The following is a 12,945-nucleotide window of genomic DNA, read 5'->3' on the forward strand; positions in this document are numbered from 1 at the left end:
TCGCGCTTTCGCCGGCGCGCGGGATGAGCTAGCTGTTGTCGACGTCACGTCGAGAGCAGCCTGCATGTCCGATTTCCATGGTGTCTTTCCCTATCTGGTCTCGCCGATCGATGCCGACGGCAACATCCGCTCCGAGGTGCTGGGGCGGCTCTGCGACGATCTGATCCATGCCGGCGTGCATGGGTTGACCCCACTCGGCTCGACCGGCGAGTTCGCCTATCTCGACCGCGCCCAGCGGATGACGGTCGTGGAGGCCACCATCGAGGCGGCCAAGGGGCGCGTGCCGGTCGTGGCCGGCGTCGCCTCGACCGCGATTGCGGATGCGGTGGCGCAAGCCAAAGCCTATCAGGCGCGCGGCGCCGACGGCATTCTCGCGGTGCTGGAGGCCTATTTCCCGCTGAGCGATGCCGGTGTCGAGGCCTATTTCCGCGCGATCGCAGATGCGGTCGACATTCCCGTCGTCATCTACACCAACCCGCAATTCCAGCGCTCCGATCTGTCGCTCGACGTAATCGCCCGGCTCGCCGACCATCCGCGCATCGGCTACATCAAGGACGCGTCCACCAACACCGGCCGGCTGCTGTCGATCATCAATCGCTGCGGCGACGCGATCAAGGTGTTCGCGGCGTCCTCGCATATTCCGGCGGCTGTGATGCTGATCGGCGGTCACGGCTGGATGGCCGGGCCGGCCTGCATCATCCCGCGGCAGAGCGTCGAGCTCTACAATCTCTGCCAGGCCGCCTGCTGGGAGGATGCGCTCCAGTTGCAGCGGAAGCTGTGGCGCGTCAACGAGGCGTTCGCCAAATTCAATCTCGCCGCCTGCATCAAGGCGGGGCTTTCCATCCAGGGCTACGATGTCGGCGACCCCGTGCCGCCGCAGGCCGCGCTCACCGCCGAGCAGCGCAAGGTGGTGGAAGAAGTGCTGCACAGTCTGTGCTGACGTTTGTTCTCACCTGCCGCCTCGATCTCTCGATCCGTCATTCCGGGGCAGCCCGAAGGGCTGAGCCCGGAATCCATACTCCGTGACGACATTGGCGGGCGAGGCGATGTCGAGCTCACAAACGACCTGCTGTGGCTATGGATTCCGGGCCCATTGCTTCGCGATGTCCCGGAATGACGGCACCTGTTGTTTCGGTCGGCAGATCGGCTAAAAAGCGCTCCGCGATATTATTAGAAGCGTCTGAGGATCACGAATGAACATTCTTCCCGGCAATATGCGGTTCGGTGCGGGGCAGCCCGTCAAGCGGTTGGAGGATCAGAGGCTGCTGACCGGGAAGGGGCAGTTCATCGATGACAAGCCGGAAGAGGGCGCACTCTGGCTCTACGTGCTGCGCTCGCCTCACGCACATGCGAAGATCGCCGCGATCGATGTGGCTGCCGCGCGCGAGATGCCCGGCGTCGAGGCGATCTATACCGGCGAGGATCTGATTGCCGACAATATCGGCATCATCCCGACCTTGGCGATCTTCAAGCGGCCCGACGGCAAGCCGATGACGGTGCCGCCGCGGCGGCTGCTCGCCCATGACTTCGTGCGCTTCACCGGCGAGCCGGTGGCGGCGGTTGTCGCCACCTCGCGCGCCATTGCGCAAAGTGCGGCCGAAGCCATCAGCGTCGACTACAAGGTTCTGCCGGCCGTGGTCGATCCCGTCGAGGCGATCAAGCCGGGCGCGCCGGCGGTGTGGGCCGAGGCGCCCGACAACATCGTGGCCGCGATGAGCTACGGCGATGCCGCCAAGGTCGAGGAGGTCTTTGCCGGTGCTGCGCACAGGGTCTCGCTCGACGTCGTCAGCCAGCGCCTGATTCCATCTGCGATGGAGCCGCGCTCGACCATTGCCGAGATCGAGAAGAAGAGCGGCCGTCTGATCCTGCATGTGCAGTCGCAGACCCCGGCTTCGACCCGCGATGTGCTGGCCGACATCCTGAAGCGGCCGAAGGAGAACGTGCGTGTGCTGGTCGGCGATATCGGCGGCGGTTTCGGCCAGAAGACCAATCTCTATCCGGAAGACGGCATCGTCGCCTATGCCGCCACCAAGCTGAATCGCAAGATCCGCTGGCGCGCCGAGCGCACCGATGAATTCCTCGGCGGCACCCATGGCCGCGATCTCACATCGACCGCCGAGTTCGCGCTCGACGCCAAGGGCAAGGTGCTGGCCTATCGCGTGCGCTCGATCGGCGCCACCGGCGCCTACTCCTCGGGTACGGGCAACATCATTCCGCTGGTGCTTGGGCCGTTCGTGCAGACCGGCGTCTATGACCTGCCGCTGGTGCATTTCGAGGTCAAGACGGTCATGACGCACACGGCGCCGGTCGGCGCCTATCGCGGCGCGGGCCGGCCTGAGGCCGTGTTCATCGTCGAGCGGCTGTTCGATGCGGCCGCGCGGCAGATCGGGATCGATCCCCGCACGATCCGCAAGACCAACTACATCAAGCCGGCGCAGCTGCCCTACACCAACGCGGTCGGGCAGGTGTATGACTCCGGCGCCTTCGCGCACATGCTGGAGCGCGCGTCGAAGCTGGCCGACTGGGACGGCTTCAATGCGCGCAAGCGCGAGGCCAAGAAGCGCGGCATGCTCTATGGCCGCGGCCTGACCAGCTACATCGAATGGACCGGCGGCCGCGCCCACACTGAAAAGGTCTCGCTGCATGCGACCGCCGAAGGCCGCGTCATCCTGCACTCCGGCACCATGGCGATGGGGCAGGGGCTGCAGACCACCTACACCCAGATGATCTCGGACACGCTCGGCATCGCCCTGGACAAGATCGATGTCGTGCAGGGTGATACCGATCTTGCCACCGGCTTCGGCAGCGTCGGTTCGCGCTCGCTGTTCGTCGGCGGCACCGCGGTCGCGGTCTCCTCCAACGACCTCATCACCAAGGCGCGCGAGAAGGCCTCCAACCTGCTCGAGACCGCGGTCGAGGATATCGAATATCGCGACGGGTTCCTGACCGTGGTCGGCACCGACCGCCGCATCAGCCTGTTCGATATCGCGCAGAAGGAGCAGGGCGCGAAGCTCTCTGTCGACAGCGAGGGCGAGGTGGATGGTCCGAGCTGGCCGAACGGCAGCCATGTCTGCGAGGTCGAGATCGATCCGGAGACCGGCGTCGTCAGCGTGGTGCGCTACACTACGGTCGATGACGTCGGTGTCGCCGTCAACCCGATGCTGGTGTCCGGGCAGATCCACGGCGGCGTCGCCCAGGGCATCGGCCAGGCGCTCTACGAGGGCGTCGCCTACGACGCCGACGGCCAACTCCTGACGGCGACCTATCAGGACTACTGCATCCCGCGCGCCGATGACGTGCCGGCGATCACGGTCACACTCGACGATTCCGCGCCGTGCAAGACCAATCCGCTGGGCGCCAAGGGCTGCGGCGAGTCCGGCGCGATCGGCGGGCCGCCCTGCGTGACCAACGGCGTGATGGACGCGCTGTTCGAGCTTGGGATCACCAATCTGCAGACGCCGCTGACGCCGGAGAAGGTGTGGCAGGCGATCCGCGACGCCAAGGCGGCGAAGGCGCAGGCGACGGCCTGACCCACATTCACCGGTCGGTTCGCGGCGGGAGGGACGAGAGCTGGATGCTCTCTCCCTCCCGACGGCCTGCTGGCAGCTCCAGCTGCACGCTGAAATCTCCATCCACTCCGCTGAAGCGCAAGCTGCCGCCATGGGCCTGCGCCACCTCGTTGGCGATGGCAAGGCCCAGCCCCGAGCCGCGCGAGTTCTGACCTTTCTGGAAGGGAGGCAGCAGGCGCTCGCGCGCGTCCGCTGCGATGCCGGGCCCGTCGTCCCAGACGACGACGGCAACATGCGTCGCCGTTTTCTCCACCTTCACCATCAGCCGGGTCCGTGCGCCGTGAGCCAGCGCGTTGTGGACCAGATTGGCGAGCGCTTCGCGCACGCTGATCGCATCAGCCGGGACGATGGCCTCATCCTCTGATGGCACGAAGCCGATCGAGACTTCGCGGTCCAGGCTCAGCGGCACCGCTTGCGACAGAACGGACTTGGCGAGCGCATTGATGTCGGTCGGCGCAAGCCGCGACGCCTGGGCCCGGTGCAGCACCATCGCGTGGTCGAGCAGCTGGCTGGTCAGCCGTCCGAGATCGCTGATCCGCTCGCGCAGGCGCTTGAGCGCCGGCACCTCGTCGCCGCCGGCGCTGAGCAGCTCGGCTTCAGCGTCGATGGCGGCGAGCGGCGTCCGCAACTGATGGGTGGCATCGGCAATGAAGCGCTGCATGATTGTGATACGCTCATCCAGCCTTTGCATGAAGCCGTCGATGGCTCCGACCAGCGCCCGCACTTCGGACGGTGGCGTCAGCGCGATCGGACTGAGGTCGTCGGGCTTGCGCCGCGCGATTTCGGCCTCGATGCGCGTCAGCGGTGAGAAGACGATACGCAGGCAGAGCGCGGTGGCTGCGAGCGCGAGCACGCTCATCGCGGCAATGATGCCGATCGCCTTCGACGCCAGATCCCAGGTCAGCGCGTCCCGCGCGGCCAACGTCTGGGCCAGAACGATCTCGGCCCAGCCATCTCCTGGCGCCCCGTCGATCTGGCGGGCTACGGCCGCGACGCGCACCTTCTGGCCGCGGTAAACGCCATCACTCAGTGTGACGCCTGTCCGCAACGCGGCCGTCGGCACATTCGCTGCGAGATCATCATAGCCCGCCACCACGACGCCGCGCGGATCGGTGACCCGGTAGAACACGAGATCGTAGGCGGAGAGCGTGGAAAATGCCGCCGCAGGCGGGTCCAGCGTCACCACGCCGCCCTGCAGATAGACATTCTCGGCGATCTGCACCGCGCCGCCGACCAGGAGCTTGTCATAGGCGTCGCGCGCCGCCGTGGCGGCGTATTGCCAGGCGGCGAAGCTGAGAACAATGGCTCCGATCGCAAGGATCGCGCCGATCGCGACCAGCAGCCGCGTCCGCAGCGAGCTACGTAGCTCACGAGGACGTGGCTCAAGACGCTGAGAGCTGGTAGCCAAGGCCGCGCTCGGTTCGGATTTCAACTTGCGTCCCGGCAAGCTTGCGGCGCAGCCGCGCCACGAACTGCTCGACCGCATTGGGGCTCGGGTCCTGGTCGAAGCTGAAGAGCTGCTCGACCAGTTCTTCCTTGGCCACATAGCGGCCCTGACGCGCGGCCAGGATTTCCAGCACCGTGAGCTCGCGGCGGGTCAGGTCGAGCGGCTGGCCGGCGACGCTCGCCGTCCGGCCGGCGCGGTCGATCGTAAGCGGTCCGATGGTCAAGGTGTTGTCCGACAGCCCGGAGGCGCGGCGTAGCAATGCGCGGGCGCGCGCTTCCAGCTCGCGATAATCGAACGGCTTGACCAGGTAATCGTCGGCGCCGAGATCGAGCGCGCTGATGCGGTCGTCGACCGCGGAGCGCGCCGTGAGCACGAGCACCGGCGTCCGCAAGCCCCGGCCTCGCAGATGCTTCAGCACGGCAAAGCCGTCCATGTTCGGCAGCATCACGTCGAGCACGATCAGGTCGTAGGATTGCACCTCCACCAGCTCGCTGGCGGTGCGGCCGTCTTTTTCCCAATCGACGGCATAGCCGATCCGCTCGAAGCGGTTGACGACGGCGCTGCCGATCTCTGGTGTGTCCTCGACCAACAAAATCCGCAACGGCGTGCCTCGGCTCCTGAGTCAGGTTCGCGTCAGTTCGTCCCTCTATCATCTCCGGCAAGGTTGCCGAAGTGCACCAGGCAAATTTCGCACTGCAACATGGGGAGGGATCGATGACAATGCTCCAGTCGCCGGCTCAGTTTGAGCCGTTGCTCTCTGTCGAGGGCGTGACGCTTCAATACAAGACGCCCGATACGCTTGTCACGGCGACCTATCGCGTCGATTTCAACGTCTACAATTCCGACCGCTTTGTTCTGCTCGGGCCATCCGGCTGCGGCAAATCCACGCTGTTGAAGGCGATCGGCGGTTACTTGCGTCCGACCGAAGGCCGGATTCGGCTGAAAGGTCGCGACGTTACCGAGCCGGGGCCGGACCGGATGATGGTGTTCCAGGAATTCGACCAACTGCTGCCCTGGAAGACGGTGCGCGAGAACGTCATCTTCGCGCTGACCGCGAGCGGGCGGGTCGGCCCAGCAGAGGCGCGCGAGCGGGCGGGGGCCTATATCGACAAGGTCGGCCTGTCGAAGTTCATCGACAGCTATCCGCACACCCTGTCCGGCGGCATGAAGCAGCGCGTTGCCATCGCACGCGGCATGGCGATGGAGCCCGATGTTCTCCTGATGGACGAGCCGTTCGCGGCGTTGGATGCACTGACCCGCCGCAAGATGCAGGATGAGCTGCTGCAATTGTGGGAGGACACCCGTTTCACGGTGCTGTTCGTGACCCATTCGATCGAGGAGGCGATCAAGATCGGCTCGCGCATCCTGTTGTTATCGCCGCATCCGGGGCGCGTCCGCGCCGAGCTGAACAGCATCCCGTCGAGCGCAATGGGGTCGCCGCAGCAGGTCGCGCTCGAAGGGCGCATCAACGACATGCTGTTCGGCCATCATTAAGAGGAGACGTCCATGAGCGAAACGCTGGCGCTGCGTCCCGAAATCGTCAACCCCGATACGCCGCTCGGCGATGTCAGGGTCGAGGCAAGCCTGTCCTGGTTCGAGCGCATCTATCGCATCGGTGCGGTGCGCAAGGCCTTCATTCTGCTGGCGCTGGCGGGCCTATGGCAGGCCTATGGCCTGTGGCTCGGCAATCCCCTGCTGTTTCCGACCTTCACCGACACGCTCGCCGCCTTCTTCGAGAACATCAGCAATGGCGTGATCCCCGCGCGCACGCTGGTGTCGCTGGAGACGCTGTTGATCGGCTATAGCGTCGGCATCGTGCTCGCCGCGGTGCTGACCACGGTGGCGATCGGCTCGCGGCTCGGCGCGGATCTGTTGGAGGCGCTGACCTCGATGTTCAACCCGTTGCCTGCGATCGCGCTGCTGCCGTTGGCGCTGATATGGTTCGGGCTCGGCAAGGGCAGCGTGATCTTCGTGCTCGTGCACTCCGTGCTGTGGGCGATTGCGCTCAACACCCATTCGGGCTTCCGCTCGGTCTCCAACACGCTGCGCATGGTGGGCCTGAACTACGGCTTGCGCGGCCTGAAGCTGGTGCGCTTCGTCCTGATTCCGGCGGCGTTTCCCGCCATTCTGACCGGGCTCAAGGTCGGCTGGGCCTTCGCCTGGCGCACGCTGATCGCGGCTGAGCTGGTGTTCGGCGTGTCGTCGGGCTCGGGCGGCCTCGGCTGGTTCATTTTCGAAAACCGCAACCAGCTCGAGACGGCGAATGTGTTCGCCGGCCTGTTTACGGTGATCATCATCGGCCTCGTCGTCGAGAACGTCGTCTTCGCCACCATCGAGCGCAACACGGTCCGGCGCTGGGGCATGCAGCACTAGCCTGCTCCTAACAACCAGCTAAAGAAGCAAATCACGTGAGGGAGGGAAATATGTCCTGGAAAGCATCACTTGGCGCGGCCGCTCTCGGGCTTGCCGCGCTGCTCGGGGCGGGCAGCACAGCGCAGGCCGAGGTCAAGGAAGTCCGGATCTCCAAAGGATACGGCATCCTGTATCTGCCGCTGATCGTGATGGAGGACCAGAAGCTTTTGGAGAAGCAGGCCGAGAAGGCCGGGATCGGTCCGCTGAAGGTCAACTGGCTGATGCTCGACGGCGGCAATGTCATCAACGATGCCATGATGGCAGGCTCGCTGGATATCGCCGGCACCGGCGCGCCGGGCTTCATCACGCTTTGGGCCAAGGCCAAGGGCATTCCGAGCGTCGAGGTGGTCGGCGTCAGCGGCCTGAGCTCGACCTCGTTGTGGATGAACAGCAATAATCCCGAGATCAAATCGCTGAAGGACTTCAAGCCGAGCGACAAGATCGCGCTGCCCGGCATCAAGACCTCGCTGTCGGCGGTCATGCTGCAGATGATGGTCGCTCATGAGTTCGGTCGCGAGAACTACGCCAAGCTTGATCCGATGACGGTGGGTCTGCCGCACCCGGAAGCGCTGGCGGCGCTCACCTCCGGCAAGACGGAGATCACGACGCACCTGACCTCGCCGCCGTTTTCCTATCTGGAGCTCAAGGATTCCAAGGTCCACCGCGTCGCCAACTCGGTCGACATCCTGGGGCGCCTGACCATGGACGTGACCTTCGCGCCCAAGCGTTTCGTCGACGCCAATCCGAAGGTCGTGCAGGCTTTCCTCGATGCGCTGGACGAGGCCGACGCCTTCATCGCCCGTGACAAGGCCGCCGCGGCCGAGATCTATGCCCGCACCGCCAAGGTCAAGACTACGAAGGAAGAGGTGGCGGAGATGCTGGAGGACAAGGACACCTGGTTCTCTGCGACGCCGGAAGGCGTCCTGAAGATCGCCGATTTCATGCACGGTGCCGGCTCGATCAAGGTCAAGCCTGCAAACTGGCAGGACCTCTTCGTGCCGCAGCTGCGCGAACGCAACGGCAGCTGACCGGCTCACGTTGCGCCCGGGAAGGCCACCGTGCCCTGCTCGCCACGCCTGCCCGGCCGTCCTGGCCGGGATTCCGGCGAAGATGGAGCAAAGGGCGTGAAGGCCACGCTACGGTCTGCCAGGCCTGAATTTGGGCAGGCGAGAGGTTTGTGGCGAACGGAGGACCTGCGCGGCCGAATGGCTCTATTCGCGTCACATTGGGCGTGAGCGACGAAGCCAATCGAAGCCGGCCTCCCAAAAAGGGGAAATATTCGTCTATCGCTGGTTCCACTTCTATCTGGTGACGCGAGGCATGCGGCTGGTGACGCCGACGAACTGCAGCAGCGGGAGAATGATGAGGCCGCCAACGACGAGGATCGCAACGCGTTCCCTGCCTCGCAAAGATTTGCGCGAAGTCCCACTAGGTCGGCCCCGCTCGGGTCGGGGTCGCAGTAAGGCGCGCTCGACGGGCCACGCGAACAGGCTTGAAGCGCGGTAAGCCAGCGAACAGCTCGATGGTCGTAATGTCGAGCGCTTCGCACAGGGATGGCACGCGGATCGCCGGTAGCATCGCGCGACCGCTTTCGTAGCTGGCGATGACCTGCTGGCTGACGTGCATCAGGGCGCCGAGCAACGCCTGAGACATTTTCCGAAGCTTCCTGAAGTACCGAATGCGCTGACCGAGCGCCTTGGCGATCGAGAGAAGGTTCATCCGCACTCTCCCCGTCGGCTTTTCTGGGCCCTCCGAATTTCCATCTAAACGATGCAGGGATCAAGATGGTTGTGAACCCGCAAGGAATGGCGGCTGGGAAGAACCGACACCCAACCAATTGCGGGAGCGGCGTCGCAATTGGGCCAGGGGTGCTCTCGCGGGTAAAAGAAGAAAAGCCCATCCATGACAGTTCCGCCCACTCGGCGGAGTAAGTCACAGAGGATCACTGATGGTTCCGCTTCTGCGGATCGCGCCACTTGTTGCAGTTGCACTAAGGCGGTCGGTGTCGGGGCCAACCGCACATTGACGAAGTCTATGAGTATTTGCCCTAGTCCCCACGGGCACGGCGCCCAGCAAATCACCTGACCGATTTTGCCTGGCACGAACGCGCGGCTGGGCCGCCGCATGCGACAATCCGTATGCGCGCAAAAACTCGATTCGTGAGCCGAATCAAGCTTGAAGAGCGGGAGCTGCGGAGTGAGCGACATTTTTCGCTTTCGTTTTTTCAGAAATCATGCAAGATGCGGTCATCCCGCTTCGATGAGAGGGGCGTTGCGCGCGATCGTCACGACACGCGAGGCGGGGAGGCGGTGGCCGCGAACATCGGCAGCGCTCGTTGGGTGCGGACGAACGGTGTTTTGCGGACGGTGAAGTCGTGTGGTCCTTAAATCAAGGCCAAAATCCCCAAGAAAAATGGGGTAATTTTCACCAGGCCCCGGTAATAGGCCCCCAGATACGCCCTGGCACCGGCAGATACGGCGCGCGCGGGTTAATGCCGCCATCCCTTATCGTCGAAATCGACTTTGAACCCTCGGGCGGCTCGGGCGGCTGACCTTCCTGGGACTTGTTGCACACCGGGCAACGCTCGCCAGCCGCGCCGCAGCCGCAGGCATGCGGGCCTTCCCAGGGCAGCTCCCGATGGACCTCGCAGACCCAACGGCAGTCGTAGCAGCGCAGACAGGTCATGGCGTGGGCCGGTCAATGGTCGGCATGATCTTCAAGCACGAAGTCAGTGATCGGGTCGCCTTCCTTGAGGCCCTTTGGTCTGGCCTCAACAAACACCACTGGCATTTTTCAGTCCTTCATTAACGTGTGAGACCGCTTGCGACTCCCTTGGAGCGGCGGCGGAACAATGGATACATGCGGCGCGGCCCCACGTTCCTTTCGGTGCAGCGCTGCGCTCAGCTCCGTTTCACGCGCAAATCCGTTAAGGCTTGCTGCAGCGCGAGTTTTAGGAAAACGGATTGCCTCAGCAATTCGACAGCGTCCTCTTTGCGGTCAATCCCCTCGCGAAAGGCCGCCTCTTGCGCCGACTCCAAAGTAAAATAAAGCTCAATGACCTCCTGCGAGATTGCTCCTCGCTTGCCCAACATGCGCAACAGAATGCGTGGGTTCCGGATTTTGTCGATACCCATCTCCTCCGACAAGCGACCGAGAAGCTCATTCACTTCGCGGCGCGCGTCGGACGTCATGAGCATAATGTCAAGTCGACTTATCTCCCGGTCGCCGTCCGGGCGGTCGAGCTTAGGCAGCTCACGCAAGGCATCGGCCGACGAGACGTCTGCCTTCGGTTTTGGAGCCTCTTCGATCAGCTCGGCGCCCTTAGACAACAGCTTATCGAACTTGAGGGTTGCCCCTCCGAAGCTCAGCTCCAAGATACGCTCGGCCAGCGAGCCGAGGTGCGACCGGATCACAAATATCACGATCAGGAAGACGACCGGCCAGGCAAGGTGGCCGATCACCGCAGCGATGAACTGGAGCCAATCCATCGCGTCCTTAGCCTTGCCACGATGGCATGTGGTCGCAATCCGGCTCGTGAAAGCCCGTTATGGCGGCTGTGATCTCGGCGATGGGCATCAGCACGGACCTCGAACGTGAGGCCTGCTATGTGAGGCATGCCGTGAGCGAAACTCAACCAGGGCTTGCGGTTATCCTCCAAATTTGCCGCGTTCGCCACGCGAGCATTTTCAATGTCCTCGACTTTGGGTTGTCGTGACTCTGGTTGTCTCTTGGCTTTTCGGCGCGATGGTGTTTAGATCAAAGTATTAGCCTGAGGGTGCCGCGCCGTATTGCTGCTACCGCTGCTGCGCTCCCCCGGAGACCGCATTTTAAAAAGTAGCTTTGTGAGCATGATTACCCGTGAGCAATTGCGCGAGCGGCTGCGTGCCGGATGGCCGCCTGGCAAGTCATTTAAATGGGAGAAATGGGGCGGGTCGCCCACCGCCTGGCTCGCGCTTCTTTTGTCTGGAATATCGATATACCTGACTCAAATTCGACAAGTGGATGATCTCAGGGTTCTCATGAACGGAAACCCGAGACCAGTATTCAATGATGTTCTGTATGGCCCAAGTGCTGATTTGAGTCCCGTCCAGCAAACGCTCATCTTCATCAACGCTGGAAATAGGCCAGTGGCAATTGCCGCAATTAGTTTAACAGTTTGGCTTCAGTCAGAGCTGAACTTGACTCTTTTTGTGCCGGACCCCGATGAAGTATGCGCGCCGAAGAATAGCAGGCAGGTCGTCATCGACTATGAATTTTCTCCACTCGTGGTCGAGCCCGGAAAGATGGTCCCACTCCGACTGGAAAAATTTGAAATCGTGCGGTCTACTCTCGGTCCCGTGACGGTAACCTACCCGAAGATTTCCGTATTGGAGGGTCACCTGCGCCTTCCAAATGTCGCGGTACCTGCGCCGAACGATATCATGGCAGCTTGTCTTATCGTGCAAGTGATTTTGCCTGACGACAACCACCTTGCGGACGTACAACTTGGTTCAGCCCGCCTAGCACGTTCAGTTGATGCGAATTCGAAATGGTTGGAGGCCCACATTCCTGGGCGGGCTCCCGTACCTTATATTTTGTTCAAACGCTGGCGATAAGCCGCCAACCCGGCGGCTCATCACCTTGCGCAAAGGCTAGAACACCGCCGAGACGCCCCAAGCTGTCATAACCTAGTTGCGCGGGCTGCTGCCTCGTCGGCCCGGCGTCCAGACGATAGAACGTTTTGCGAGGCAGACTGCCAGGTTTCGGGATCGAGGACGTGTCGCAAGGCTTGGCTCGCGCCCATCAGAGCGAAGCGGGTATCCAAGCTGAGTCGTGTATCCTGCAGCATGTGCTCGATCTCGGCGAGTTCGGTGCTGATGGCTTCGCGATCAATCATCGATGGGACCCTAGGGTTCTTTTTGTGATCCCGACTGGAGCGGGTGCTCGGTCCCGCGCTTAAGCTGCCTTGCAAACCATTCGGCTTTCCGCTGCTCTGGGCTTTCCAGCAATTCCAATTTGTTAGGGACACCAAGTGCATCACGCTTAGTCCAGAAACAAACGAAATACTCTCCCTTTTGACGAACGCACTCCTCGGCCCTTCGCGGACGGGTATAGTAAGGATCGATAGTCACGAGTGCGCCCGGATCAAATTCTATGCAGTCGTCTCTTTTTGCTGCCATAAACCCACGCGCGGCCTCATCACTTTGTTGGAAGAGTTCGGACAGCTTCCGGTAATCAACTAAGTCCTTGCACCCGAAAGACGGGTTTCGCACGATCCGATCATTCCCGACAACTTGGGCTTTCGCGAGTGAGCAGAATACGCATAGGAAGGCCAAAGCTGCCTTGCAACAGATCATGAACGGCAATCTCATCGGCTCGCTCCTATTGCTCGGCGAACGGCTCCGCGCCCGCTTCAGTGAACTTCACATAGGTGCCGCCCTCGTGCATCCAGAGCCCAGGAAGCCAGAACTTTTTGGGCTCGAACGCGTTTAGCGCGCAAGGGAATCTGCAAGGGGTCTAGCGATGCTTAATATGATA

Annotated in this window: 12 protein-coding genes; 6 read left to right on the forward strand and 6 right to left on the reverse strand. The window is 62.8% G+C overall.

Annotation, left to right across the window (positions count from 1 at the left end):
• Window positions 1-64: 64 nt before the first annotated feature.
• Both ACQR1W_RS27070 and ACQR1W_RS27075 read left to right on the forward strand, forming a co-directional pair.
• Window positions 65-940, forward strand: a complete 876-nt coding sequence (locus tag ACQR1W_RS27070; RefSeq protein ID WP_434853662.1) for a dihydrodipicolinate synthase family protein — start codon at window positions 65-67, stop codon at window positions 938-940.
• Window positions 941-1,193: 253 nt separating this feature from the next.
• Window positions 1,194-3,530: a xanthine dehydrogenase family protein molybdopterin-binding subunit gene (locus ACQR1W_RS27075; protein WP_434853663.1), complete on the forward strand. Its 2,337-nt coding sequence runs from the start codon at window positions 1,194-1,196 to the stop codon at window positions 3,528-3,530.
• A gap of 7 nt (window positions 3,531-3,537) precedes the next feature.
• Here ACQR1W_RS27075 and ACQR1W_RS27080 read toward each other — a convergent pair whose 3' ends face one another.
• Entirely contained in the window at window positions 3,538-4,977 is a 1,440-nt protein-coding gene (locus ACQR1W_RS27080; RefSeq protein WP_434853664.1) for a sensor histidine kinase, read from the reverse strand.
• Entirely contained in the window at window positions 4,952-5,617 is a 666-nt protein-coding gene (locus ACQR1W_RS27085; RefSeq protein WP_434853665.1) for a response regulator, read from the reverse strand. Before ACQR1W_RS27085 ends, ACQR1W_RS27080 begins: the two co-directional genes overlap by 26 nt.
• A 113-nt stretch (window positions 5,618-5,730) precedes the next feature.
• Here ACQR1W_RS27085 and ACQR1W_RS27090 point away from each other — a divergent pair, with 113 nt between their 5' ends.
• From ACQR1W_RS27090 to ACQR1W_RS27100, 3 genes are read left to right on the forward strand one after another with little or no spacing between them, the layout of a single operon-like run.
• Window positions 5,731-6,510, forward strand: coding sequence for an ABC transporter ATP-binding protein (locus tag ACQR1W_RS27090; protein WP_434853666.1), 780 nt, complete (start codon window positions 5,731-5,733; stop codon window positions 6,508-6,510).
• A gap of 12 nt (window positions 6,511-6,522) precedes the next feature.
• Window positions 6,523-7,389 (forward strand): ABC transporter permease, encoded by an 867-nt coding sequence (locus ACQR1W_RS27095; protein ID WP_434853667.1) that lies wholly within the window; start codon window positions 6,523-6,525, stop codon window positions 7,387-7,389.
• A 50-nt stretch (window positions 7,390-7,439) separates the two neighbouring features.
• The gene (locus tag ACQR1W_RS27100; RefSeq protein WP_434853668.1) at window positions 7,440-8,456 is read left to right on the forward strand and encodes an ABC transporter substrate-binding protein; all 1,017 of its coding nucleotides are present in this window, start codon (window positions 7,440-7,442) and stop codon (window positions 8,454-8,456) included.
• Window positions 8,457-8,856: 400 nt separating this feature from the next.
• Here the strand turns inward: ACQR1W_RS27100 and ACQR1W_RS27105 are convergent, their stop codons facing one another.
• Both ACQR1W_RS27105 and ACQR1W_RS27110 read right to left on the reverse strand, forming a co-directional pair.
• Window positions 8,857-9,147 (reverse strand): helix-turn-helix domain-containing protein, encoded by a 291-nt coding sequence (locus ACQR1W_RS27105; protein ID WP_434853669.1) that lies wholly within the window; start codon window positions 9,145-9,147, stop codon window positions 8,857-8,859.
• A gap of 1,181 nt (window positions 9,148-10,328) precedes the next feature.
• Window positions 10,329-10,916, reverse strand: coding sequence for a hypothetical protein (locus tag ACQR1W_RS27110; RefSeq protein WP_434853670.1), 588 nt, complete (start codon window positions 10,914-10,916; stop codon window positions 10,329-10,331).
• A gap of 300 nt (window positions 10,917-11,216) precedes the next feature.
• Here ACQR1W_RS27110 and ACQR1W_RS27115 point away from each other — a divergent pair, with 300 nt between their 5' ends.
• Window positions 11,217-12,023: a hypothetical protein gene (locus tag ACQR1W_RS27115; RefSeq protein ID WP_434853671.1), complete on the forward strand. Its 807-nt coding sequence runs from the start codon at window positions 11,217-11,219 to the stop codon at window positions 12,021-12,023.
• A 65-nt stretch (window positions 12,024-12,088) separates the two neighbouring features.
• On the opposite strand, the gene ACQR1W_RS27120 is transcribed toward ACQR1W_RS27115, so the two are convergent.
• Both ACQR1W_RS27120 and ACQR1W_RS27125 read right to left on the reverse strand, forming a co-directional pair.
• Window positions 12,089-12,304 carry a hypothetical protein gene (locus tag ACQR1W_RS27120; RefSeq protein ID WP_434853672.1) on the reverse strand — a complete coding sequence of 72 codons (216 nt, stop codon included), beginning with the start codon at window positions 12,302-12,304 and terminating at the stop codon, window positions 12,089-12,091.
• Window positions 12,305-12,314: 10 nt separating this feature from the next.
• Window positions 12,315-12,779: a hypothetical protein gene (locus tag ACQR1W_RS27125; protein ID WP_434853673.1), complete on the reverse strand. Its 465-nt coding sequence runs from the start codon at window positions 12,777-12,779 to the stop codon at window positions 12,315-12,317.
• Window positions 12,780-12,945: the final 166 nt, after the last annotated feature.

The sequence above is a fragment of the Bradyrhizobium sp. HKCCYLS1011 genome (assembly GCF_051167795.1).
Taxonomy (GTDB): domain Bacteria; phylum Pseudomonadota; class Alphaproteobacteria; order Rhizobiales; family Xanthobacteraceae; genus Bradyrhizobium.